Genomic DNA, 21,809 nt, shown 5'->3' with positions numbered 1-21,809 from the left:
TCACTAATCGGAGCGAGCCGTGGGGTCAATCGCCGAGCGAAGCGGCGGCGTCCTCTGAGATGTCAGGATCCGGCCAGCGACGACGGCCGACGCGAACGCGGACCGACGACGCTCATGACGAGCGCCGAGAACTGCCCGGACGGGTCGAACGCCGGATTCTGATCGGCGAGTTGGTGCAGGACGACACCCGTCCAGTGGTTCATGAGGATCGGCGCGTGGCGTTCGGGGTCGGTCGATCCGGCGACCCGCAGCCAGTTGGTGAACCAGGTGTTGACGCGGGCGCCGGTTTCGGTCAGCCGCGCCCGCAGCGACGGCTGCAGACCCGCCTCGACGAGGATGGCGTACCGGGCCATGGTCAAGGTCCGATGCGGCCCTGTCGCCTCCCGCGCGAGAACGGTCAGAACATGAGCCAATTCCTGGGGCGTGCTGGGCGCGACGCGCGCGGCGACGTCGTCCCAGTAAGTGCGCTCCCGGGTCGCGAACCGTTCGACGACGGCGCTGAGCAGCGCGTCCCGAGTGCGGAAATGATTGGACGCGGAACCGACCGGCAACCCGGCGGCGGCGTCGACACCACGGTGGGTGAGTTCGCGCATTCCTCGCTCACCGAGCAAGGAGATCGCCGCATCGAGCAACTCTTCACGTCGTTTCGACACATCCGCAAAACTACAACCGTAGTGCCCGAAACTACAAACGTTGTAACCTCGCTTCATGCAGGCCTATCGCGCTGACATCGCGTTCGACGGCCACGGGCCGCTCCCGGACGGCGCCCTCGTCCTGGTCGAGGAGGGCGCCATCGTGGGAGTCGAATCGGGCGGGGCACCCGCGCCGGACGGCTGCGAAGTGATCCACATCCCGGGGACCACGCTGCTTCCCGGCCTCATCGACGCCCACAGCCACCTGTGCGGCAACAGCGAACCCGACGCGCTCGACCGGCTGCCCGGTCTCTCCGAGGACGAGCTCGACGCGGCCGTCGACGCGGCGCTCGCCGCGCAGCTCGCCGCCGGGGTCACGGCGGTCCGTGACGTCGGCGACCACCAGTGGCGGGTCGTGGAACGGCATCACGACCGTCCGGACGGCCCGACCGTCGTCGCGTCCGGCCCGCCGGTCACGAGCGTGGGCGGTCACTGCGCCTCCATGGGCGGTGAGGCGCGCGGCATCGAGGAACTGCGCCGGGCCGTCCGGGAACGCGCCGACCGCGGCGCCGACCTCATCAAGATCATGGCGACCGGCGGGGTGATGACGCCCGCCACCGACATCCGCGCCTGCCAGTTCGAGACCGCGGAACTCAGAGCCGTCGTCGAGGAGGCGCACCGGCTCGGGCTGCCCGTCACCGCGCACGCGCACGCCCTCACCGGGGTGGAGAACTGCGTCGCCGCGGGCGTGGACGGCATCGAGCACTGCAGTTGCATCACCGAGGACGGCATCCACACGCCGCCCGAACTCGCCGAGGCGATCGCCGCGGCGGGGATCATGGTCTGCCCGACCCTCGGCCACGACCAGAGCCGTCTCACCGAGCCGCCCCCGGCCGTGGCGGCACTGATCGAACGGATCGGCATCTCCGTCGAGGCCAGGCACGCCCAGGTCGCGGACCTGTACCGGGGCGGCGTGACACTGGTCAGCGGCGTCGACTCCGGGATCAACCCGATCAAACCGCATGGCAACCTGCCCCAGGCGGTCATCGACCTCGTCAGCTCCGGCGTCCCCCCGACGACCGCCCTCGCGTCGGCGACGGGCCTCGCCGCCCAGGCCTGCGGCCTGGCGGACCGGACGGGACGCCTCCGCCCCGGCCTCGACGCCGACCTGCTCCTCGTCGACGGCGACCCCACCACCGACATCACCGCGATCCGGAACATCCGCGTCGTCGTCTCCCGGGGCCGTTCCACGCACTCCCCGTCCGAAACGTAGGTTCCCTCCGACACGGCCGAGGCCATTTCGAGGAGCTGACAATGCCCCCATCCGGCGCCACTTACGACGACGCGTCCGGGCAGCCCGCGGAGCACGTCCCGGCACGGCTGCGCACGGACATTCCCTCGCCTGCGCGAACATGGAATTACTGGCTGGGCGGCAAGGACAACTACGAGGTCGACCGGAAAATCGGTGACGCCACGGCCGCGCTGAACCCGGACCTGATCCCGCTCGCGCGCCAGTCCCGCAGGTTCCTGATCCGCGTCGTGAACCACCTGGCGTCCGAGGCCGGAATCCGCAATTTCCTCGACATCGGCGCGGGACTTCCCATCGAGCCCAACACCCACGAGGTCGCGCAGCGGGTCGCCCCCGACGCCCGCGTTCTCTACGTCGACAACGACCCCATGGTGCGCGCGCACGCACACGCTCTGATGCGCGGAACCACCCCGGAGGGCACCACCGACTTTCTCGACGCCGACTATCACGATCCCCGGCGGATTCTCGCGGCGGCGGCCGACGTCCTGAACTTCGACGAGCCGATCGCGGTGATGTTCATGGGCGTCATGGGTTTCTGCCAGGAATATGAGACCGCCAAGCAGATCGTGTCCGAAACCATGGCTGGCGTCCCCTCGGGCAGCCACCTCGTCCTCTGGGACTGTACCGACACCTCGGAGCTCGCCAGACAAAGCACGGAGCAGTACGCCGAGTCGGGAACGCTTCCCTACATACTCCGCAGCGTCGAACAACTGGACGCGCTTTTCGACGGCCTGGAGAAAGTCGACCCGGGAATGGTGTCCATCTCCCAGTGGCGCCCGAACCCAACGCAGGGCGACGACCCCACTCACGTAGACGGCTACGGCGCCGTGGCCCGCAAACCCTGACCCGAACTCCCCGGCTCCACAGTGACGGGAAAATCGCTTGGATGGCCGACGACCACCCGACAATACTGCGGGCATGGGGCGACTTACCGACCACTTCCCGCTCCTCGGATTGAGGCTGAGCACCCCGAGGGTCGAACTGCGGTTGCCGTCACCGGATGAACTGGCAGCCCTGGCGGAACTGGCGGCCGAAGGCATCCACGATCCCGAGACGATGCCGTTCGCGGTCCCGTGGACCGACCGGCCGCCCGCCGATGTCGCACGGAGCGTCGTCCAGCACCACTGGCTCCAGCTGGGCACCTGGGAGCCCCGAGACTGGACGCTCAACCTCACGGTGTTCCACGACGGTGTCCCCGTCGGGTCGCAGAGCCTCGACGCGCGTGACCTGGCGATCACCCGGGAGGTCGGCACCGGCTCGTGGCTCGGGCGACGCCACCAGGGCCAGGGCATCGGAACCGAGATGCGGGCCGCGGTGCTGCACCTGGCCTTTACCGGCCTGGGAGCCGAGGACGCGACCTCTGCCGCATTCGAGGAGAACCTCGCGTCCCAGGCGGTCTCCCGCAAACTCGGCTACCGGTCCGACGGCCTCCACCGTCGGGTCGTCCGCGGTGGCCGGGTCACCGACCACCGCCTCCGCCTCAGCCGCGCGGACTGGGAGCGGCACCGCACCACCCCGGTCACCGTGCACGGCCTTGCGCCGTGCCTGCCACTGCTCGGCGTTCCCGCCAAGTGACGGCGCTCCTCGGACGAGAGCCGGAGAGCGCAGCCGGTCTACTCGATACCGCCGCCGAGGTTGAACCAGGACGACCAGCCTTCACTCGCCCTTCACCGCAGCTGGTAGAGGTTGTTGTGCGCACCACGGACGAACACGTGCAACTCCTGCCCACCGGGCCGCCAGGCCGCTTCCGTGCCAGACGAACACTTCGACCCGGTTAAAACCGCGCCACGTCGTACTCGGGCCGGTCGTTAGTCCGCCGCCGAGATCGAACCACTGCGACCCGTCCTCGCTCGCTCCCCCAAGACATATAGGACTCGGGTCGTGATCATCCATCGCTTCAGAGTCGGCTTTCGGGGCTTTGTCGACCGGCCAGGATCGTGTTGGCTCGGTCCAGGATGGTGCTGAGGACGCGGCCTGCGGTGGCGAGGTCCTCGGTCGGCTGGTCGCCCCACAGTTCCTGGGTGATCGGGTCCAGGGTGGTGCGGACCTGTGTCCAGCGTTCCTGTCCTTCGTCGGTGACCTGCACGCGGCCGTCGCCCTCACGCAGAATCCCCGCGGCGGTCAGCTCGGTGATGCGTTCGGCCACCGACGCCTGACTGAACCGTGTGGCGCCGCTGACCCGGCGGATGAGTTCGGCCCGGTCGACCGCACCGCCGCCGACCACGGTCAGCGTGAGGGTCACCCACTGGGGTTCGGTGATGCCGGTTCCGGCGAGTTGCCGGGTAAGGATCGCGTTGAGCGCCTTCTCGGTCTGGCCGATGAGCGCCGTACCGAAGGGCTGGATCGTCGTCGTCACGAGGGCCTCCAAGTCCGTTCCGAAGACTAACGTTAGTCCTTCTAACGTTTGTGATATGAACGAAGTTACATCGTTAGTCCGACTAACGCAACACGGTAGGATCGGCATCATGACCAGCAGAGCCGAAGCCGCGGACATGCCCGACGACGGCGAGTTCAGGACGCCGGAGAGGCTGCGTCGACGGGCCAGTCGGCTGCTGTCACACGTGTCCGCGCGGTCGGACCGACTGGTGACCGAGGGGCTGGCCAGGGCGGACGCCCACAGGTGGCACTACGCCGTGCTCGCCTCGTTGGAGGAGTACGGCCCGGGCAGCCAGGCCACGCTGAGCCGACGCACCGGCATCTACCGCAGCGACATGGTCGGCGTCCTCAACGAACTGGCCGAACGCGGCCTCGTCGAGCGGGCGCCCGATCCCGGCGACCGCCGCCGCAACGTCATCACGATCACCACCCAGGGGCGCCGGCGGTTGCGCCGTCTCGACAAGGTCCTGGACGACCTGCACGAGGAGTTGCTCGCCCCGCTGCTCCCCGCCGAACGCGACCAGTTCGTGCGTCTGCTCACCCGCCTACTTGACCACCACACGCAGCAGGCGACGCCGTCCTCCTGAGCCAGGGAAGCGCGCTAGGAGAACGGCAGCGGGCAGGACGGTTGCCGCGCGCATGCCAGCAGGTCGTCGCATCCGGTGTTGACCGCTTCGTGCAGGGTGGATCGCACGGTCTGCAGGTCGGTGATGTGCTGCTCGATCTCCAGCAGCTTCTCCCGCGCCCGGTTCCGGAGACCGGGGTGACCGTGCCGGGTGGTCTTCAGGAGGTCGGCGATCTCGTCCAGGGTGAATCCGAGTCGCTGTGCGGTCTTGATCGCTCTCAAGACGGTGATCGTCTCGGCCGGGTAGAGCCGGTGGCCGCCCAGCGTGCGTTCCGGTTCGGTGAGCAGGCCGCGGCGCTCGTAGTACCGCAGGGTCTGCGGGTTCACCCCGGCGGCCTCGGCGACCTGGCCGGACCGCAACCCCTGCTGTTCACCGTTCATCGGAGCGTCCACCCGCGTTCTCGGGCTCGGCCATCGTGCCTCGCCCCGGCTTCTGTCCAACGGCCGATGCGTCGACGGTAATCCCGCATGTGTGATTCGCGGGCCAGGGGTAAAAGCGAGATCACGGTGATCCACTGGTGACCATGGGGGACTGCCCGACATGAGCGACGACATGCGACTCGGGACGGTGACGACGCGGATTCCCGCGCGCATGGACCGGTTGCCGTGGTCGCGGTTCCATTGGATGGTCGTCATCGGGCTCGGCACGGTCTGGATCCTCGACGGCCTTGAGGTGACGATCGTCGGGTCGGTCGCCGCGCGGCTCACCGAGGACGGCAGCGGCATCGCCCTGTCACCGGCCGACATCGGGTACGCGGCGGCGATCTACGTCGCGGGCGCGTGTACCGGCGCCTTGCTGTTCGGTCAGCTCACCGACAGATTCGGCCGGAAGAAACTGTTCATTCTCACATTGGCCGTCTATGTGGTGGCGACGGTGGCGACCGCGTTCGCGTTCGCGCCGTGGTACTTCTTCATCTGCCGGTTCGTCACCGGGATGGGCATCGGCGGCGAGTACGCGGCGATCAACTCGGCGATCGACGAGCTGATCCCGGCCCGTGCCCGTGGCCGGGTCGACATCATCATCAACGGCAGCTACTGGGTGGGGGCCGCGCTCGGCGCCCTCGCCGCCGTGCTGCTCCTGAATGAAGGGATCTTCCCGGCCGACTTCGGGTGGCGGTTGGCGTTCGGGGCGGGCGGGCTGCTCGGCCTCGTCATCATGTTCGTGCGGCGGCACGTCCCGGAGAGTCCACGGTGGCTGTTCATCCACGGGCGGGACGAGGAGGCCGAACGGATCGTCGACGGGATCGAACGCGACATCCGCGAGGAGACCCGCCAGGAACTGGAGGAGCCGGGCGAGAGCATCACCGTGCGGCAGCGCAAGACCATCTCGTTCAAGGAGATCGGCGGGGTCGCTTTCAAGCACTACACGACGCGCGCGGTCCTCGGCCTCGCGCTGTTCGTGGGCCAGGCGTTCCTGTACAACGCCGTGACGTTCGACCTCGGCACCATCCTGAGCGAGTACTTCGCGGTGGCGTCCGCGACGGTGCCGTACTTCTTCGCCATGTTCGCGCTCGGCAACTTCCTCGGCCCCCTGCTGCTCGGCCGGCTGTTCGACACGGTGGGGCGCAAGCCGATGATCGCGGGTACGTATCTCGCCGCGTCGGCGTTCACCGTCCTGCTCGGCGTCCTGCTGATGGGCGACGGTCTGACGCGGTGGACGTTCATGGCGTTGATCGGCGTGACGTTCTTCTTCGCCTCGGCGGGCGCGAGCTCCGCCTACCTGACGGTCAGCGAGATCTTCCCGATGGAGACGCGGGCGCTGGCCATCGCGTTCTTCTACGCCATCGGCACGGCCGTCGGCGGCATCACCGGCCCGCTCCTGTTCGGCCGGCTGATCGACAGCGGAAACGTGGACCTCGTCGCGATCGGGTTCTTCGTCGGCGCCGCGATCATGACGCTCGGCGGTATCGCCGAGATCTTCTACGGTGTGCGGGCAGAGAAGGCTTCGCTGGAGAACATCGCCAAACCGCTCACCGCCGCGGAGGCCGAGGAGGAGGAACCGGCCGTGCCGGGGCGCCGGGACGCGTTGGAGGCGCGGCGCCATGCCGAGGAGCGGCGGGCGCTCGCGGCTGAGCACCGCGCCGCCGTCCACGAGCTGAGACCGCGGGCGGACGAGGGCGACCGCGACGCGGCAGAACGGCTGCGGGTGGAGGAGGTCCTCGCGCAGACCGCCGAATGGGACGCCGAGCGGCTGCTGGAGGAGGCGACCGCCCATGACGAGCGGGCCGCCGCCGAACGCGCCGCCACCGACGACGAACGCCGCAGCGCCCTGGAGAGCGCCGCCGCGGCGGACGAGCGCGCCCGCGCGTTGCGGGAGCGAACGGCGGCCCTGACCGCCGCCGACCAGCAGGACGCGGAGACGCACGCCGCCCTCGCCTCCGCCGCCGCGGAACGGGCCCGGGCCCGGGAACAGAACGTGATGGCCGCGCAGGCCCGTGCCAGGGCGGCGCAGGCCGAGGGCGCGGAGGCGGAGGTCGCCCGCCGCCAGGCCGAGACCTTCGACGAGTGGGAGAAGATGCACGCCGAGCTGGCGTTGGCGTACGCGGCGCGGGCCGACCGCGACGAGGACGAGGCCGACCGGCACGATCGGGAGGCCGCCGCCCACCGGCTGCGCGCCGAGGCCGCGGCCGACCGGATGGAGGCCGCGCAGCACCGTTCCGCCGCCGCGTCCCTCGCGGAGGAGGCGGGCGCGGCGGCACGGACACGGCCGGCGGACCGGGAACGCGACGAACGCATCCGGGAACGCGTCCTGCGCCGCGAGCGGATGAGACCCACCGGGTGGCGCCGCGTCCTTCCCGGCCCCGGCGAGACGTTCTACTCCCCGGGGATGCTCGGGACGGCGAGCCGCTGGTCGTCCGACGTCGACATCGCCCTGGACCGCGAGGTCAACGCCATCGCGCGGGCCCTCGAGGAACACGGCCCGACCACCCGCCGCCGGCTCGCCGAACTGGTCGGCGCCCGCTTCTGGGGCCCTGGACGGTTCCGTTCCGCGCTCCGCGAGGCCGTCCACGAAGGAGTCGCCCAGCCCCAGGCGCGCAACAGGTACGCGCCGCCGTCCAGACCCACCGACACGGAGCAGTGATGCTGCGCTGCCGCCTCCTCGGCCATGACATGCGCTTCTCCGCCGAAGGCACCACGATGCGCTGGCGCTGCTCGCGGGACTGCGGAGCCGGGGGAGCGAAGGACTACCCGACCCCGTCCGACGCCCAACGCTACGCCCGCGCCTTCGACCGGAAGGACCGCGAGGACATCGGACGGCGCGCCCCGCTCGTCGGCCTCTTCCCCCTCCGCATCATCCGCGCCCTCCGCGCCCGGAGAACAGACTGACCCAAGGCGTTAGTTCGTTGTGCGAACTTCCGTGGGCGGTCGCTGTAGCCTGGACGCGTGGGTGAGCAGAAGGAGACGCGGTCGGGCGTCGTCGGCGCGTTGGTTCAGGCCGCGTTCCTGGTGAATGCCGTCTATGCCGAATCGGCCCGGAACCATGGGCTCACGTCGCAGCAGGGTGTGCTGCTGTGCGTGCTGATGGCGCGGCCTCGGGGGATGAGCGAGCTCGGGACGATGCTGGGGCTGGCCAAGTCGAGCCTCACCGGCCTGGTCGACCGCACGGAGCGCAACGGCCTGGTGCGCCGCGAGCCCGACCCGGAGGATCTGCGGGCGGTGCGGGTCGCGTTGACGCCGGAGGGTCGCGCGCTCATCGACGCGTTCTATCCCGAGACCTGTCGCCGGGTGGAGAAACTGGCCGCCGGGCTCAGCCGCGCGGAACGCGACGCGCTCGCCGGTGCGCTCGGCCGGCTCGTGGCCGACAACGAGGTCCCCGTGGTCTTCATGGAGCCGGGGGAGGGGACGTTCCCCGCACACTGATTCCGCACCCTGAGACGGTCAATTGAAGTTCGTTGCACGAACTAATATAGTTCGTGCAACGAACTTCAATCGTTGGGAGTGCTCATGCGTGACCATGGAGTCGTCTTCGGGTTCGGCGCCCACGGAGGCGTCGACGCGACGCCCGAGTTCCTTCGCCTCGCGCGGCAGGCGGACCGTGACGGTCTCGATCACTTCTCGCTCTCGGACCATCCCTACCTCGGCGGACACCTCGACGCCTACGCCGCCATCGGGTTCGTCCTCGGCGGGACGCGGACCATCGCCGGCATCGCCAACGTCACCAACCTGCCGACCCGGCCCGCTCCCATGCTGGCCCGGACGGTCACGTCCCTGTCGGCCCTGTCCGAGGGCCGTATCGTTCTCGGCATGGGCGCGGGCGGGCTCTGGGACCGCATCACCGACATGGGTGTGCCGCGCCTCACCCCGGGTGAGGCCGTGAACGCGTTCGAGGAGGCGATCGTCCTGATCAGGAAGCTGTCGGGTGGCGGCCCGCCCGTCACCCACCGGGGCCGCCACTACCGGGTGGACGAGATCGAACCCGCCCCCGTCACCGCGCCGCCCGTGTGGACCGGATCGGTCGGGCCGCGGTCGCTGGCCGCGACCGGGCGGGTCGCGGACGGCTGGATCCCCGGCCACGCCGCCGACTGGCTCAGCGACCGGTACCGGACGTCCCGGCCGATCATCGACGAGGCCGCGACCGCCGCGGGACGCGACCCCCGGGAGATCCGCACGGTCTACAACCTTCCGGGCCGCGTCACCGACCGGCCGCTCACCGCCCCACGTGACCCTGCCGGACGCTGGATCGGCGGCTCCGTCGACCAATGGGTCGACGAACTCACCCGGGCCGTCCTGGACCACGGCGCCTCCGGCTTCACCCTGTTCTCCACCGGCGGTGGCGCCCCGGACGACGTCACCCTCGGCCGCTGGGCCGCGGAGATCGCACCCGCGGTCCGCGAGGCGACCGCGAAGGAGGAACGTTGAGCATCGCAACGATGGAACGCACCGCACGGCGATACCTCGGGGTCGCCGACCGGCTGCTGCCCGGCCGGATCAGCGGCTTCTACGTGGTGGGGTCCGCCGCGTTAGGGGCGTGGCGGCCGGGCCGCAGCGACATCGACTTCGTCGCCGTTGTGCCCGGTCGTCTCACGGACGGCGAGGTGCGTCGCCTCCGGGCGCTGCACGTCCTGGGCAACACCGAGGCCCTCGGCCGGGCGGTGCTGCGGGCCCGGCCCACCATTCCCGAGACGATGAACGGTGTCTTCGTGGACGCCGGCGACCTCGGCAAGCCGGTCACGGCGATCCGCCCGCTGGCCTCGCACAGCGGCCCGTCCTTCCACCACGGTCGTGCCTTCGACGTGAACCCGGTGACGTGGAAGCTGCTCCGCGAAGGGGCCATCACACTCCGTGGCCCGGCCCCCGAGGATCTTCCGCTCGAGCCAGAGCCGGGACGGCTGCGTCCCTGGACGCTGGGACAGTTGCGGGGCCACTGGCGGAGTCTCGCCGTCCGCACCCTGTCGCCGCGCCCGCCGCGCAAACCGCTCCAGCCGCCGGAACGCCTGGCTCTGACATACCTGCTCGGGCCGCCCCGCCTGCACCACACCGTCGCGACGGGGGAGATCCTCAGCAAGGAGGAGGCGGGCGAGTACGCCCTGGACGTCTTCGCGCCGCGCTGGCACGACCTCGTCCGCGACGCCCTCGCCCACCGGCGCGGTGACCCGGTTCCGGCCGTGTCCCCGCGACGGGTCGGGGAGTTCATGCTCGAAGTGATCGACGACGTCGACTAGCGGAGGCGGGCGTAGACATCGCCGGAGCGGCCGCGGGGACGGATCCGTTCGAGGCCCTTCTCCAGGGCGGCCGCGTCCAGCCAGTGCTCGCTCGCGAACCGCATCGTCTCGATGGGCGAGTAGTTGTAGACGTACCCACCGGCCGATGCGCCGAGCCGCTCCACGAGGCGCAACGACTCCAGGCTCGCCTCGTGCGCCGACGGGACGTACTCGAACGACAACGCGGGCACGGCACGCGTCAACCCGGCCAGGACGTCCGACTCGAAGCCCTCGACGTCGATCTTGCAGAAGGCCGGGACGCCGTGGGCCGCGATCAGGTCGTCCAGGGTCGTGACGTCCACCTCGACGGCGCGGTCCCACCGGACCCAGGCGAAATTGCGGTCCGTCGTGACCGACTCGATCCAGTCGGGCGACATCGACGAGACCGTCGGCGTCGCCGACGACAACGCCAGCCGGGCCCGGCCCGGACGCGTCCCCACCGCGCCCGGCACGATCGCGACGTCGGCGTCGTGTCCGTAGAGGAGGCGCAGAACGCGCAGGCAGTCGGGCTGCGGCTCCACCGCGACCACCCGCGCCCCGAGCCCGCGCCACACGTGCACCCGTCCGCCCACATGGGCGCCGACGTCGAACGCGACGTCCCCCGGCCCGAGGAACTCACCGTAGAGGCGCGACGCGCGCCGGTGCTTGCCCGGGACGCCGTAGTACATGGCGAGCGACCGGGCGATCCCGTAGGCGCGCAGCAGCATCCGCCGACACTACCGCGCCACCCGGATTTCCCGTGTCACCTTGGGGAACGTCCCCGGTGTGAAGACCATGCCGTGGACCTCCGAGCGGGGCACCCGCTCCCCGTTCGCCGTACCGCGCGGGCTGCGCGGGCGCCTCGCCGGACGCCTCATGCTGCGGATGAACCGCCAGGACGAGGTCGCCGAACTGCTCGACGTCCGGCCGGGGCAGGCCGTTCTGGAGATCGGCTACGGGCCGGGCGGCCTGGTCCGGCGCCTCACCCGGACGGCCGGACGGGTCAGCGGCGTCGACCCGTCACCCGAGATGCGCGACATGGCCCGCGGACAGGCGCCGGACGCCGACCTCCGCCTCGGCACCGCCGACGACACGGGATTCGGCGACGCCGAGTTCGACCGCGTCGTCACCGTCAACACGGTGGGGCTGTGGCCGTCCCTGGACGGCGGCCTGGACGAGCTGCGCCGCGTCACCCGCCCCGGCGGCCGGGTGGTGATCGCCTGGCACGGCGGCGGGCGGCCCCAGCGGGGCACGCGGCGCTTCCGGCTCCCCGACGACCAGCTCCGCCGTATCGAGGACGGGCTACGCCGCCGCTTCTCCGACGTCACACGGCACGAACTGTCCGACCTGACGGCGTTCGCGGCCCGCCGCTAGGGCTTGCGGGCCAGCCCGCCGTAGATGGAGACCTGCGTGTCGTCGATCTTCTTGGCCTCGTCGTCCGGGCGCCAGTGGTGGACGGGAACCACCCCCGGATCGGTCAGCTCCAGACCGTCGAAGAAGCCGGTGATCTGCGCCGTCGTGCGGCCCTTCGACCTGATCCCGTGCTCGTTGTGCTTGGCGACGGCGGCTCGGACCGGTCCAGCGGCACTCTCGATGTTGATCGTGGAGAGGGCGAGGTAACTGCCGGGCGGCAGCGGCTCCATCAGCCGCCGGACGATGCGGCGCGCCTCGTCGTCGTCCTGGACGAAGTGGATGACGGTGAGCAGGCACAGCGCCACCGGCCGGGTCATGTCGAAGCTCTCCCGCACCTCCGGCGCGTTCATGATCGCCTCAGGGTCGGCCAGATCGGCCTGGATGTAGCGGGAGCTTCCCTCCGGGGTGCTGGTGAGCAGCGCGCGGGCGTGGACGAGCACGATCGGGTCGTTGTCGACGTACACGACCCGGGAGGCGGGATCGACCCCCTGGACGACCTCGTGGAGGTTCGGCGACGTCGGCAGGCCGGTCCCGACGTCGAGGAACTGCCGCACACCGCACTCGGCGGCCAGATGGCGCGCCACCCGCACCATGAAGTTACGGCTGGCCCGCACGGACGTCGGCATGTACGGCGCGATCTTGATGACCTCTTCGGCGGCCTCCCGGTCGGCGGCGTAGTTGTCCTTCCCGCCCAGCAGGTAGTCGTAGACCCGTGCCGAATGGGCCACGTTGGTCTTCAGATCCGCCGAACGCGGTTCGCTGTCTGCTGTGTCCGGCACGGAAAAGCCCCCATCGGGTTGGTGCGGTGGCACGTGCTACATCCTAATGAGCCTGATCACCTCTGGATCACGTTTGAGTGGGTTGACGGCAGCTTGCGGTCACGATCCGACATCCGCCGCCCGCACAACAGGCTAGGACGGCCGCGGCCCGAACCCACACGCGATCAGCTCCCGCCGGGCTCGGGCCCTCGCCCGCTTCGAGAATCTCCGGCACCGGTGCGACGGTGCACGGCAGGGATGCGACGGCGCACGAGGCGCCGTACTGCGGGCAGTCCCGCCTGCGTCCTGGTGTAGCGAGGTCGTCGACGTCCACGGCGGAGTTGCGGGGAGCGCTCGTCGGTTCGACGCAGCCTCCGCCTAATTCGTCAATGAAGGGGATCAGATGTTCCTCTCTATTTCGATCACGCTGTTACGGCATCCGGTGCGGCCCCGCCGGCGAGTCCGTCTTTATCGCTTCTGAAACGCTGGAGTGGGCTCACGGCCACCATTGGCCACAATACTGTTCGCGCCGGGTGACCAGATGGTGACACGGTATGAAATGGCGTGGTCGTGCGCGGGTAGGCTTTCCTCAGCTTCCAGGGGGCGTGTGAAAAGCGCGAGATGATGACCAGGAGACCTGGATGACGCGTATACACGTGGGAGTGCTCGGGCCTGCCGTACTGAGTGTCGGCGGCCATGAGGTCGGTCTGGCGCCGCTCACCGTCAAACTGTTGGTCAGGCTTGTCGCGGCGGAAGGCGAGGCCGTTTCGGCCATGCGGTTGTACCGGGACGTCTGGAACGAGCCGGCGGCCGCGGATACCGGAGCGACCGGGCGGCTCCACCGCACCGAAGTGCAAAAACGAATTCTCGAACTGCGCCGGGCGCTGGGACGGGACGAGGCCGCCCGGGTATTGCTGACCGAGCAGGTGCTGAACGGGCGCGGTACCGAATCCGCGTACCGGCTGGTACTCGCGTCCGACCAACTCGACTGCGCCGAGTTCGGCGAGCGGGTGAACCGTGCCGCGCACGCCGCGCCCGCGACGGCGGCGGCGCTCCTGACCAGGGCGCTGGAGCTGTGGCGCGGCAGGCCCCTGCCGGAGGCGTCCGGCGCGGAGTTCGCGCGAACGATGACGCGGCGGCTGACGGCCCAGTACGACACCGCGCGCCGGGAACTGGTGCGCGTCCACCTCGAACTCGGGCATCTGGACGCGGCCCTGCCGCTCGCGGAGCGGCTCGCCGAGGAGCGGCCCGACGACGAGGAGGCCACGGGACCGCTGAGAACGATCCGGAAACGCCTGCGGGCCCGCCACGGTGACGAGGTCCTGCGCCGCGAGTTCTCCGGCCTGCGGGTGGCCGTGACCGTGAAGCGGGGCGACGTGTTCGCCGAGGACGACGCGAACCTCGTGGTCGGCTTCGGTGACACCTTCGACACCGACACCACGGACGACTTCGTCATCAGCCGCGAAAGCGTCCAAGGGCAGCTGCTGCACCGCGTCTACGGCGGCGACCGGGAACTGCTCGACAAGGAGTTGCGCAGGGGGCTGCGGCGGGTCGCGCCCACGGGCAGGGACAGCCCGAGGGACAAGCCGAGGGGCAAACGCCTGCGGTATCCGATCGGCACGGTCGTGTCGCTGCCCCTGTCGGGGCGCCGGGTCTTCGCCACCGTGCACTGCCGTCAGGGTTTCGACCTCGCCACCACCTCCACCCCGGAGGACCTGCGAACCGGCCTGGAGCGGCTGTGGGAGTCCGTCGATGTGCACGGCCTGCGGAAACCGGTGGCGACACCGCTGCTCGGGGCCGGGTTCGCCCGGTTGGACGCACTGGACCGTGAACAGATCATGATGCTGATCATCGTCACCTATCTTCGGGCGTGCCGCGTCCGGCGCGTGGCGCCCGAACTGCGGATCGTGCTGCGCCCCGAGGATCTCGCCCACGTCCGGCTGGCGGACGTCGCGCGCTTCGTCGAGGCGTTGGACAGTGACGGGGTCGCCCCCGAGGAGGACCTGTGACCGAGGCGGGCGGGCCTGTGACCGAGGTGCTGGACCAGCAGTTCGTCGTCCACCTCTACCTGCCCACCGAAGGGCCCGGCGCCGGTGCCGCGTACCGGGCCCTGACCGGAATCTGGCAGGGCTGCCGCCTGCTGTTCCACATGACCGAACCGGTGCCGGGCACCGGCCTGCCGCACGTCCTGCCGAGCGACCTGGGCGCACTGCCCGCGGACGGGGAGATCGCGGTCGTCGCGCAGGAACGTCCGGGCGCCGACTGCCAGGCGGTGCTGCGCCGCCATCACGACCTGCTGAACCTGTCCGTGGCCCTGGCGCCCGCCGAGGCCGCCGGGGACGGACACTGGTGGCGGGAACTGGACCGCCAGTGGCAGGCGATCACCGCCGAGCACGTTCCGGCGCTACTCGGCGAGGCCCGCCTGTTCCTCGCCCGGGTGGACGCGGAGGACCACGTCCGCACCGCGGCGCCGTCCCTGTACCAGCGACTCGGCGCCCTCCTGCCGGACGGCGCCCACGACCCGAACGCCGCCGACCGTGGGGTGCCGACCGGGGACGGCCTGGCCCTGTGGGAGACGGCGGCGGAGCCCGACGAGCGGCTCGTCCGCAAGTTCGTCCTGGCGATCGCTCCGGACGCAGACCCGGTCGCCAGCGCGTGGGTCTGGTCGCGCGGCGACACGGCGATCCCCCCGCTGGCCCGCTACCTGCTGCACGGCGCCAAACTTCGCTACCAGCTCCGTGTCTGGCAGCGCGACGGGCAGGCCAGGCGGCTGAAGTCCGCGCTGGACACGCTGGGCGACGAGCTGCGTCGGCTCGGCGCCGCCGAACCGGTCCTGGCGGAGCTGCTCCGGCTGCGCAGGCTGGATGCCCGGTTCCTGCTGACGGATCTGCGGGAGCTGCGCCGCTCCGTGGAGATCGCCGCCGACAACCTCGGCCGGTCCCTCGGCCCGCTCGGGCAGGGGCCGCCGATGGCGCGTGGCGCGTTCGCCGACGACGCGGCCCTGGCGCGCACGTTCCTGGAACGGCTGGACGACGAGTCCGCCTATCTTACCATCGCCGCCGACCGCGCGGAGATCGTCGACGGTCTCCACCCGGTGGAGCGTGCACCGTCCGGGAAATCCCTGGAAACCGGGCCCGGTCCCGAAGCGGTGCCGGGCGTGCCGGAACTCCGGCCCGCGCCTCGCACGGAACCGGACCCGGAGCGTTCCCCCGCCGGAAGCCGCCCCTCCACGCTCCCCGGAGCGGATCTGGTTCATGACCGGGAACGGAACGTCTTCGTCGTCTACGGCCGGGACGAACCCGCGCGTGTCGCGGTGTTTGAGTTGCTCCGCGCGCTGGGGCTGCGGCCCCTGGAGTGGGAGGACCTGGTCGCGATGACCGGCAAGTCGTCCCCGTTTCTGGGCGAGGTCATCGCGCACTCGATGCCCCTCGCCCAGGCCGTCGTGGTGCTGATGACACCCGAGGACGAGGTGCGGCTCCACCCCGATCTGTGGGAGCGGCACGACGACGGCGCCGAAACCGGCCCCGTGATGCAGGCCCGGCCCAACGTGCTGCTGGAGCTGGGGATGGCCCTGGCCGTGCACCCCGACCGGACGCTGATCCTCCTCGCCGGGGACCAGCGCCCGGTCACCGACGTCGGCGGACGCAACTATGTGCGGATCACCCGGGGCTCCGGCTTCCGGGAGAAGATCGTCAACCGGCTGCGGTTGGCGGGCTGCCCCGTCGCCGTCTCCGATCCGGGCTGGCGGTCGGCGGGCGATTTCTCCTCACTGGAGGCGCTGCGGCGCGCCCCCGAACCCCGCCGGGACGAGCTTCCGTGACCTTGCCGGGACGGTGGGATCGGTCAGGACGCTTCCGGAACGGCGTCGAGCCCGACCCGTTCCGCCGCGACCACCCGGGGCGGCTCAGAGGGGGCCTTACCGACATCGGCCCTGGCCAGCACGACGGCATCGATCTCGGCGAGCAGATCCTCGGTGCGCAGCACCCGGTCTTCCCCGGACCGGGTGACCGCCCGGGTCGCCGCCGCCTTCACGGCGTTGACCATGTCGCCACCGCTCAGCCCGTCCGACGACGCGGCCAGCGCGGTCAGGTCCAGCGGTTCGGCGCGCGGTACCTCGGCCGGCACGAGGGACGCCCACAACCTGCGGCGGGTCGGCTCGTCCGGCAGGTCGAAGCGGACGTGCACCAGGATCCGGCGGACGAACGCGGCGTCGTAGTTGCGGGGGAAGTTGGTGGTGAACACCACCAGCCCGGCGAAGTCGTCGAGCTGCGACAGCATCACCGCGCGGGACACGTTGACGCTGTGGTCGGAGCTCTGCGTCACGTTGCTGAGCCGGCTGCCGAGGATCGAGTCGGCCTCGTTGAACACCAGCACGGCCTGCCGCCGTTCCGCCTCGCGGAAGCACGCCACGATGTTCTTCGGGGTGTCGCCGACGTACTTGGACTCGATCTCGGCGTAGTTCACGTCGATGAGCGGGCTGCCGCGGCGTTCGGCGATCGCCTCCGCGGCCAGGGACTTGCCGGTCCCCGGCGGCCCGTAGAAGTTGAGCGCGGCGCCGGAGCGGTAGGGGTCGATCTTCCGCAGGTTCCATTCGCGGTAGAGGACGTCATGGTGGTCGAGCTGTGCCAGGGCCAGCTCGATCCGGTCCCGCACCGCGTCCGGGACCACCAGGTCGTCCATCGACCTTCTCGGCTTGCGGGGCGCGAACGACGGCGGTCGCCGCTCGTCCGCGCCGGTGTCGGACGGCTTGTCGGATGGCCTGTCGGACGGCTTGTCGGCCGGCCCCGTCCTCCGGCCAACGGGCACCTCGGACCAGTTGCGCATGGCGAACTCCTCGGCTTCCTAGAGGTCGTGCAGGATGTCGATCTCCACCTGGTCGTGCCGTTCCAGAAGCGCACGGACCTCGGGGACGTCGATCTGGTCGAGGGACAGCGACTCCTCGGAGATGATCTGAGGGGCGTAGGAGGTCTGGACCACGATACGGCGCCGGACCCTGACGGCCCCCTTGTCCAGAACGATCACTGCTCGCTGTAGCGCGCCCTTGTTGAGGCTGTGGGCGTTCAGCCAGTTCTCGACCGTCGTCCGGACGGTGTCCCAGAACGTGATGACCGCGCCCGCTCCCAGCGCCGCCGCCACCAGCCCGGCCACGATCCAGATCACGCGACCGCTCTCCAGCTGCGCACGGACGGGCCCGTGCCGTCCCGGAGCAGCTCGGCACGGACGGACTCCGGCACGTCGTCCCACCGCAGCGACAGCCGGGCGGTGGACCGCCGGCCGTTGTCATCGATGACGACCACGGTGGCGGCGACGGTGCCCTCGGGGCCCTTGGCGAAGCTGAGGTCGACCGCGCCGATCGCCTGGTCGATGCGCTCCCGCAGCACCGGATCGTCTCCCTCGGCGAGGGCGGCGTGCAGCGCCTCGGCGGTGACTCCGAACCGGTCGGTCCACTCGCCCGCATAGGCCTGGGCGACCACCCGGCCGAGTTCGTCGCCGCGGGGCCGGGCCGCCCACTGGCGGTGGGCCCACCACACGGCCGCTCCAACGATCGCGGCACAGACAAAGATCTTCATCTCGTCGTTCTCCGTCCAGGACATCAGTGGGCCTCGCTGAGCAGCTGGTCGCGCGTTTTGGTGACGTCGAAGGCGCTGTCGTGCAGCCCGTCCGACAGCGCCTGGGCGCGGATCTCCTCGGGGAGCTCGTCCCAGGCGAGTTTCTGCTCGGTGACGACCCTGACCACCGGCTTCTCGCCCTCCTCCAGCGTGCGGAGGTAAGAGGTGATCTGGACGGCCCACCCGGTGTCGGCCAGCTCCACGAACCTGGCCGTCTCGTGGAGTAGCACCTTGCGCAACCTCCGCCAGGCGCTGCGGACCATGCGGCGCAGGTCGACGGCGATGCCGTCGAGGTTCTGGAAGGCGAGCCGGACGGCGTCGGCCAGTTCGGGAATGTTCCGGTCGACCCAGGGCAGCAGATGCTCCCGTGTCCAACCCATGATCGCCGGCCAGAAGTACACCGCGACCGCGGCGACCGCCACCCCGACCAGGGGGGCGAGAATCAGTGCCAGGGGCGCCATGGCGTCCTCCTCAGGGCTGCGGTTTCGGTGGATAGAGCTGGTAGCGGACGGCCGGGACCTCGCCCAGCACGAGTCGTTCGCGGGCCCGGTCGGGCAGGTCCTCCCACCCGAACTGCTGGGCCACCTTCTGGGACCTGGGATCGCCCTCGCGCGACCGGTAGACGATCTCCGTGGTCCGCCGGCAGCGCCCTCCGACGGGTGCCTGGTAGGTCACCGTCGCCCACACCAGCCGGGAGCGCAGGGCCGCGAGCCGGGTGGCGTCCGGTTCGGGCTGCCCGGTGACGAGCAGGCGCGCCGACGGGTCGTCGCACAGCTCCACCAGCGCGCGGAAGGCGTCCGGGACGTCCATGCCGAAGACGTCCGCGACCTGGCTCGCGAGCGTGTCGTAGACGACCGCCACCTCTGCCGTTTCGTGTGTGGAGAGGTCTTTCTCCACTCCGCTGACCACTTGTGCCAGCAGGTCGAGGCCGTAGGCGATCGCCCGGTCCTGCGGGTCGCGGGTGTCGAGACGCCTCCGCGCGTGCTCCAGGTAGCCCTTCGCGGTGGTGAAGACGGGGCTGAGCGGTGGTTCCTTCATGGGGCCATCGGAGCATCGTCGCCGCTTCTGGCGCAGGACCCCGAATGGTTCCGGAGTGCTTCCGGTTACGACCGCCCGCGGTTCTGCGCGTCGCCGCCGGACAGCCTGTGCACGAGATGGTTGACGCGTTCCCGCACCGGTGGCGGCGCGGGGACCACCGGGGTGGCTCCGATCCTGGTGATCCGGATGGGACCGTGCAATTCGAGGTCGACGACGGCCTGCCGTACCGTCGCCAGGTCCTTCGTCTCGGCGGCCTCCGCGAGAACGTCCAGAATTTGGACGGTACTGTCCCAGCGTGCGGGCGCCAGCCTCCAATCGAGCATCTCCTGCACAATGGTGCGCGCCTCGAGGAGGACCTCGTCCCATTCTTGATCATCCGCTATTTCCATAACGGCGATTTTATCCGTGGACCGTGTCGTGCGCTCGGGCGTCTCATCGGAAAATCTGCATCGGAAGCCGATCGGAAGCGCTTCGGAAGCGACTGGATGATGCCATGGAATCGGAAATCGGTGTTCTCTTATCAAGGAACGGTATGACCGCTTCATATTCTTTGGAGGTGCCCACGATGGTGGACTTCCCGGCGGAACCGGACGATAGCCGGTCGGAGGCCCTTGAACTGCTGGCCGATGTGCGCGGCTGGCTGCTGCCGTCCCCCGCCTGGGAGGCCGTCGGGGTGGAGCTGGACGCGATGGACGCCGCGTGGAAGGCCCACGACGCGGAAGCGTTCGCCAGGACGGTGGTGACCTTGGAGAACCTGGGTCCGAGTCGAGCGAAGCTCAGGCTCACCCGGGAAGCGACCGAGCCTTGCGGACCGCCCGCTCCCGTCCTGGAACGGGTGGCACGGGCGGAGGACGACCTCGTGGAAGAGCCGGGGCGGCGAGCGGAGAGCGAGCCGCCCGGTGAGCCTCGCTGAACAGTCACTGGTCGTTCACCTCCAGGTGCACGTCACCGCCCCCGGCGCCTACCGGGGACTGCGCGACGCGTGGGACGTGTGGAGCCGCGACCTCGGCATGGACGGGCCCGCCGCCGGGACGGGGCTGCCCGGCGACCTGCCACCCGACCCGGCGGCGCTGCCCGCCCACGGCCCCGTCGCCGCGCGCCTCGCCCCGCAGGGCACCGCCCAGGTCGTCGTCCACCGGCGGCACGAACTGCTCCATGTCGCGGTGGCGCTCGGCGCGCCCGGAGAGCCGGACGTGACCTGGCCGGACCTGGACCGCCGCTGGTCGAGGACCGTCGGCGACGCGGGCACCTGGTCGGTCGGCGAGGCCCGGCTCTACCTCGCTCACGGCGCTGACGGCGGCGTCGATCCCCGCGAGCTGCGCGAAGCCCTGCCGGGCCGGCCGCCGCTCGGGCCCGCCGTGACCCTCCACCGGCCGCTCTGCACGCTCTGGGAGGTCGCGGGCGGAGCCGACGACCGTCGGCTTCGGCGCATCGTCGCCGTGTGCCCGGACGGCGGCGCCGTCGAGCGGATGGAACGCTGGCTGTGGACGAACGGGATCGCCGAACCGCCGCCGTTCGCGCGCTACCTCGCCCACACCGCCCGGATTCGCCACCAGCTGCGGCGCCTCGCGTCGGTCCCGCCCACCCCGGACGTGGCCACCGAAGTCCGAGAAGCGCTGCGCACCGGCGACACGGACCTACCCGGAAGGCGGCAGCGGCTGCTGACCATGGTGGCCGGGCCCGGCAGCATCACCCAGCAGATCATCGTCCTGCGCAGGATGGCGCGCACCGTCCAGATCGCCGCGTCGAACCTCGAGACCGAGGCGGCCCGCACCCCCGGCGCCGCCGGCGGGCTGTTCGTCGCCGACACCGCGGTGGCCCGCTGGGCCGCCGATCGGCTCGACGACGCGATCGACTACCTGGAGCTCGACCGCGACCAGGTCCGTGACGCCCTGTCCGTGCTGACCCAGCGGCTCGACGTCCTGCTCCAACGCGACCGTGAGGCCGTCCGGCGCGGCGAGGAGAAGGTGCAGCGACGGCAGGTCCGCATCGATCTGTTGCAGACCTCCGTGATCGGCGCGATCGTCGTGGCGCTCGCCGCGGTGCAGAGCCTCGGCTACAAGGTGAAGGCGCTGACCGGGCCGGCGGTCCCCGCCTTCATCGCGCTGCTCGGGGCGCTCGCGCTGTGGCTGTCGATGCTGGTCCTGGTGCTGGTCGCTCCGGGCGAGCGGTGGCCGTCCAGGCTGGGACGGCTGTCGGCCGGCCTGTTGGGGGCGACGGCGGGCTGGTTCGTCAGCGCGGCCGTCGGCGAGTGGATCCGGGGACGCGGCGTCCCGCCACCGGTCACCTGGACGGTGGCGATCAGCGGTTTCGCCGCCGGATGGGTGCTCATGCAAACCGTCGTCCGGCGCTATGAAAGGGTGTGACA

Annotated in this window: 25 protein-coding genes; 14 read left to right on the top strand and 11 right to left on the bottom strand. The window is 70.8% G+C overall.

Features of this window, described 5'->3' with window-relative positions:
* Positions 1-62 precede the first annotated feature (62 nt).
* On the bottom strand, positions 63-653 hold the full coding sequence (locus BZB76_RS13850; protein WP_121434792.1) for a TetR/AcrR family transcriptional regulator: 591 nt from the start codon (positions 651-653) through the stop codon (positions 63-65).
* A gap of 55 nt (positions 654-708) precedes the next feature.
* Between BZB76_RS13850 and BZB76_RS13845 the strand changes: the two genes are divergently transcribed.
* The 3 genes from BZB76_RS13845 to BZB76_RS13835 all read left to right on the top strand — a co-directional run bounded on the left by BZB76_RS13845 (position 709) and on the right by BZB76_RS13835 (position 3,516).
* Positions 709-1,905, top strand: coding sequence for a metal-dependent hydrolase family protein (locus tag BZB76_RS13845; RefSeq protein ID WP_121434791.1), 1,197 nt, complete (start codon positions 709-711; stop codon positions 1,903-1,905).
* Between the two features lie 41 nt (positions 1,906-1,946).
* Positions 1,947-2,786: an SAM-dependent methyltransferase gene (locus BZB76_RS13840; RefSeq protein WP_121434790.1), complete on the top strand. Its 840-nt coding sequence runs from the start codon at positions 1,947-1,949 to the stop codon at positions 2,784-2,786.
* A gap of 73 nt (positions 2,787-2,859) precedes the next feature.
* Positions 2,860-3,516, top strand: a complete 657-nt coding sequence (locus BZB76_RS13835; protein WP_121434789.1) for a GNAT family N-acetyltransferase — start codon at positions 2,860-2,862, stop codon at positions 3,514-3,516.
* A 322-nt stretch (positions 3,517-3,838) separates the two neighbouring features.
* Here BZB76_RS13835 and BZB76_RS13830 read toward each other — a convergent pair whose 3' ends face one another.
* Positions 3,839-4,297: a MarR family winged helix-turn-helix transcriptional regulator gene (locus tag BZB76_RS13830; RefSeq protein ID WP_121435463.1), complete on the bottom strand. Its 459-nt coding sequence runs from the start codon at positions 4,295-4,297 to the stop codon at positions 3,839-3,841.
* A gap of 109 nt (positions 4,298-4,406) precedes the next feature.
* On the opposite strand from BZB76_RS13830, the gene BZB76_RS13825 reads away from it, so the two are divergent.
* Positions 4,407-4,904: a MarR family winged helix-turn-helix transcriptional regulator gene (locus BZB76_RS13825; RefSeq protein ID WP_121434788.1), complete on the top strand. Its 498-nt coding sequence runs from the start codon at positions 4,407-4,409 to the stop codon at positions 4,902-4,904.
* 14 nt (positions 4,905-4,918) lie between these two features.
* Here the strand turns inward: BZB76_RS13825 and BZB76_RS13820 are convergent, their stop codons facing one another.
* Positions 4,919-5,323, bottom strand: coding sequence for a MerR family transcriptional regulator (locus BZB76_RS13820; protein WP_121434787.1), 405 nt, complete (start codon positions 5,321-5,323; stop codon positions 4,919-4,921).
* A 160-nt stretch (positions 5,324-5,483) separates the two neighbouring features.
* Here BZB76_RS13820 and BZB76_RS13815 point away from each other — a divergent pair, with 160 nt between their 5' ends.
* The 5 genes from BZB76_RS13815 to BZB76_RS13795 all read left to right on the top strand — a co-directional run bounded on the left by BZB76_RS13815 (position 5,484) and on the right by BZB76_RS13795 (position 10,605).
* Complete coding sequence (locus BZB76_RS13815; RefSeq protein WP_246006938.1) at positions 5,484-8,024, top strand: MFS transporter; 2,541 nt, start codon at positions 5,484-5,486, stop codon at positions 8,022-8,024.
* The gene (locus tag BZB76_RS13810; RefSeq protein WP_121434786.1) at positions 8,024-8,269 is read left to right on the top strand and encodes a hypothetical protein; all 246 of its coding nucleotides are present in this window, start codon (positions 8,024-8,026) and stop codon (positions 8,267-8,269) included. The genes BZB76_RS13815 and BZB76_RS13810 overlap by 1 nt, the downstream gene beginning before the upstream one ends.
* A 57-nt stretch (positions 8,270-8,326) precedes the next feature.
* Positions 8,327-8,803, top strand: coding sequence for a MarR family winged helix-turn-helix transcriptional regulator (locus tag BZB76_RS13805; protein WP_121434785.1), 477 nt, complete (start codon positions 8,327-8,329; stop codon positions 8,801-8,803).
* A gap of 84 nt (positions 8,804-8,887) precedes the next feature.
* Positions 8,888-9,802, top strand: coding sequence for an LLM class flavin-dependent oxidoreductase (locus BZB76_RS13800; protein ID WP_121435462.1), 915 nt, complete (start codon positions 8,888-8,890; stop codon positions 9,800-9,802).
* On the top strand, positions 9,799-10,605 hold the full coding sequence (locus BZB76_RS13795) for an aminoglycoside adenylyltransferase domain-containing protein (protein WP_246006937.1): 807 nt from the start codon (positions 9,799-9,801) through the stop codon (positions 10,603-10,605). The genes BZB76_RS13800 and BZB76_RS13795 overlap by 4 nt, the downstream gene beginning before the upstream one ends.
* On the opposite strand, the gene BZB76_RS13790 is transcribed toward BZB76_RS13795, so the two are convergent.
* The gene (locus BZB76_RS13790) at positions 10,602-11,351 is read right to left on the bottom strand and encodes an FkbM family methyltransferase (RefSeq protein ID WP_121434783.1); all 750 of its coding nucleotides are present in this window, start codon (positions 11,349-11,351) and stop codon (positions 10,602-10,604) included. The two genes, BZB76_RS13795 and BZB76_RS13790, sit on opposite strands and share 4 nt — an antisense overlap.
* Positions 11,352-11,418: 67 nt before the next feature.
* Between BZB76_RS13790 and BZB76_RS13785 the strand changes: the two genes are divergently transcribed.
* On the top strand, positions 11,419-11,997 hold the full coding sequence (locus BZB76_RS13785; RefSeq protein ID WP_246007015.1) for a class I SAM-dependent methyltransferase: 579 nt from the start codon (positions 11,419-11,421) through the stop codon (positions 11,995-11,997).
* On the opposite strand, the gene BZB76_RS13780 is transcribed toward BZB76_RS13785, so the two are convergent.
* The gene (locus BZB76_RS13780; protein WP_211343008.1) at positions 11,994-12,815 is read right to left on the bottom strand and encodes an SAM-dependent methyltransferase; all 822 of its coding nucleotides are present in this window, start codon (positions 12,813-12,815) and stop codon (positions 11,994-11,996) included. The genes BZB76_RS13785 and BZB76_RS13780 overlap by 4 nt on opposite strands.
* Positions 12,816-13,435: 620 nt before the next feature.
* Between BZB76_RS13780 and BZB76_RS13775 the strand changes: the two genes are divergently transcribed.
* Together BZB76_RS13775 and BZB76_RS13770 are read left to right on the top strand one after the other, a co-directional pair.
* Positions 13,436-14,803, top strand: a complete 1,368-nt coding sequence (locus BZB76_RS13775) for an AfsR/SARP family transcriptional regulator (protein ID WP_121434780.1) — start codon at positions 13,436-13,438, stop codon at positions 14,801-14,803.
* Positions 14,800-16,614, top strand: coding sequence for a CATRA conflict system CASPASE/TPR repeat-associated protein (locus BZB76_RS13770; RefSeq protein WP_121434779.1), 1,815 nt, complete (start codon positions 14,800-14,802; stop codon positions 16,612-16,614). Before BZB76_RS13775 ends, BZB76_RS13770 begins: the two co-directional genes overlap by 4 nt.
* A gap of 23 nt (positions 16,615-16,637) precedes the next feature.
* On the opposite strand, the gene BZB76_RS13765 is transcribed toward BZB76_RS13770, so the two are convergent.
* The 6 genes from BZB76_RS13765 to BZB76_RS13740 all read right to left on the bottom strand — a co-directional run bounded on the left by BZB76_RS13765 (position 16,638) and on the right by BZB76_RS13740 (position 19,830).
* Positions 16,638-17,618, bottom strand: a complete 981-nt coding sequence (locus tag BZB76_RS13765) for an ATP-binding protein (RefSeq protein ID WP_121434778.1) — start codon at positions 17,616-17,618, stop codon at positions 16,638-16,640.
* Positions 17,619-17,636: 18 nt separating this feature from the next.
* Entirely contained in the window at positions 17,637-17,954 is a 318-nt protein-coding gene (locus BZB76_RS13760) for a hypothetical protein (protein ID WP_121434777.1), read from the bottom strand.
* Complete coding sequence (locus BZB76_RS13755) at positions 17,951-18,388, bottom strand: hypothetical protein (RefSeq protein WP_121434776.1); 438 nt, start codon at positions 18,386-18,388, stop codon at positions 17,951-17,953. The genes BZB76_RS13760 and BZB76_RS13755 overlap by 4 nt, the downstream gene beginning before the upstream one ends.
* The gene (locus BZB76_RS13750) at positions 18,388-18,864 is read right to left on the bottom strand and encodes a hypothetical protein (protein WP_121434775.1); all 477 of its coding nucleotides are present in this window, start codon (positions 18,862-18,864) and stop codon (positions 18,388-18,390) included. The genes BZB76_RS13755 and BZB76_RS13750 overlap by 1 nt, the downstream gene beginning before the upstream one ends.
* A 10-nt stretch (positions 18,865-18,874) precedes the next feature.
* On the bottom strand, positions 18,875-19,441 hold the full coding sequence (locus BZB76_RS13745; protein WP_121434774.1) for a hypothetical protein: 567 nt from the start codon (positions 19,439-19,441) through the stop codon (positions 18,875-18,877).
* Positions 19,442-19,506: 65 nt separating this feature from the next.
* Positions 19,507-19,830 (bottom strand): CATRA system-associated protein, encoded by a 324-nt coding sequence (locus BZB76_RS13740; RefSeq protein WP_121434773.1) that lies wholly within the window; start codon positions 19,828-19,830, stop codon positions 19,507-19,509.
* Between the two features lie 176 nt (positions 19,831-20,006).
* Between BZB76_RS13740 and BZB76_RS13735 the strand changes: the two genes are divergently transcribed.
* Together BZB76_RS13735 and BZB76_RS13730 are read left to right on the top strand one after the other, a co-directional pair.
* Positions 20,007-20,354, top strand: a complete 348-nt coding sequence (locus BZB76_RS13735; RefSeq protein ID WP_337959757.1) for a CATRA system-associated protein — start codon at positions 20,007-20,009, stop codon at positions 20,352-20,354.
* Positions 20,341-21,807 carry a CATRA conflict system CASPASE/TPR repeat-associated protein gene (locus tag BZB76_RS13730; RefSeq protein ID WP_121434771.1) on the top strand — a complete coding sequence of 489 codons (1,467 nt, stop codon included), beginning with the start codon at positions 20,341-20,343 and terminating at the stop codon, positions 21,805-21,807. Before BZB76_RS13735 ends, BZB76_RS13730 begins: the two co-directional genes overlap by 14 nt.
* Positions 21,808-21,809 lie beyond the last annotated feature (2 nt).

Source organism: Actinomadura pelletieri DSM 43383, from assembly GCF_003634705.1.
GTDB classification, from domain to species: Bacteria; Actinomycetota; Actinomycetes; order Streptosporangiales; family Streptosporangiaceae; genus Spirillospora; species Spirillospora pelletieri.
Note: the sequence above shows the minus strand (reverse complement) of the source record. Positions and strands in the feature narration are given on the sequence as shown.

Coding starts and splice junctions, on each gene's coding strand:
- BZB76_RS13845 (WP_121434791.1), top strand. CDS start 709: ATGCAGGCCTATCGCGCTGACATCGCGTTCGACGGCCACGGGCCGCTC.
- BZB76_RS13840 (WP_121434790.1), top strand. CDS start 1,947: ATGCCCCCATCCGGCGCCACTTACGACGACGCGTCCGGGCAGCCCGCG.
- BZB76_RS13835 (WP_121434789.1), top strand. CDS start 2,860: ATGGGGCGACTTACCGACCACTTCCCGCTCCTCGGATTGAGGCTGAGC.
- BZB76_RS13825 (WP_121434788.1), top strand. CDS start 4,407: ATGACCAGCAGAGCCGAAGCCGCGGACATGCCCGACGACGGCGAGTTC.
- BZB76_RS13820 (WP_121434787.1), bottom strand. CDS start 5,323: ATGAACGGTGAACAGCAGGGGTTGCGGTCCGGCCAGGTCGCCGAGGCC.
- BZB76_RS13815 (WP_246006938.1), top strand. CDS start 5,484: ATGAGCGACGACATGCGACTCGGGACGGTGACGACGCGGATTCCCGCG.
- BZB76_RS13810 (WP_121434786.1), top strand. CDS start 8,024: ATGCTGCGCTGCCGCCTCCTCGGCCATGACATGCGCTTCTCCGCCGAA.
- BZB76_RS13800 (WP_121435462.1), top strand. CDS start 8,888: ATGCGTGACCATGGAGTCGTCTTCGGGTTCGGCGCCCACGGAGGCGTC.
- BZB76_RS13790 (WP_121434783.1), bottom strand. CDS start 11,351: ATGCTGCTGCGCGCCTACGGGATCGCCCGGTCGCTCGCCATGTACTAC.
- BZB76_RS13785 (WP_246007015.1), top strand. CDS start 11,419: ATGCCGTGGACCTCCGAGCGGGGCACCCGCTCCCCGTTCGCCGTACCG.
- BZB76_RS13775 (WP_121434780.1), top strand. CDS start 13,436: ATGACGCGTATACACGTGGGAGTGCTCGGGCCTGCCGTACTGAGTGTC.
- BZB76_RS13765 (WP_121434778.1), bottom strand. CDS start 17,618: ATGCGCAACTGGTCCGAGGTGCCCGTTGGCCGGAGGACGGGGCCGGCC.
- BZB76_RS13755 (WP_121434776.1), bottom strand. CDS start 18,388: ATGTCCTGGACGGAGAACGACGAGATGAAGATCTTTGTCTGTGCCGCG.
- BZB76_RS13750 (WP_121434775.1), bottom strand. CDS start 18,864: ATGGCGCCCCTGGCACTGATTCTCGCCCCCCTGGTCGGGGTGGCGGTC.
- BZB76_RS13745 (WP_121434774.1), bottom strand. CDS start 19,441: ATGAAGGAACCACCGCTCAGCCCCGTCTTCACCACCGCGAAGGGCTAC.
- BZB76_RS13740 (WP_121434773.1), bottom strand. CDS start 19,830: ATGGAAATAGCGGATGATCAAGAATGGGACGAGGTCCTCCTCGAGGCG.
- BZB76_RS13735 (WP_337959757.1), top strand. CDS start 20,007: ATGGTGGACTTCCCGGCGGAACCGGACGATAGCCGGTCGGAGGCCCTT.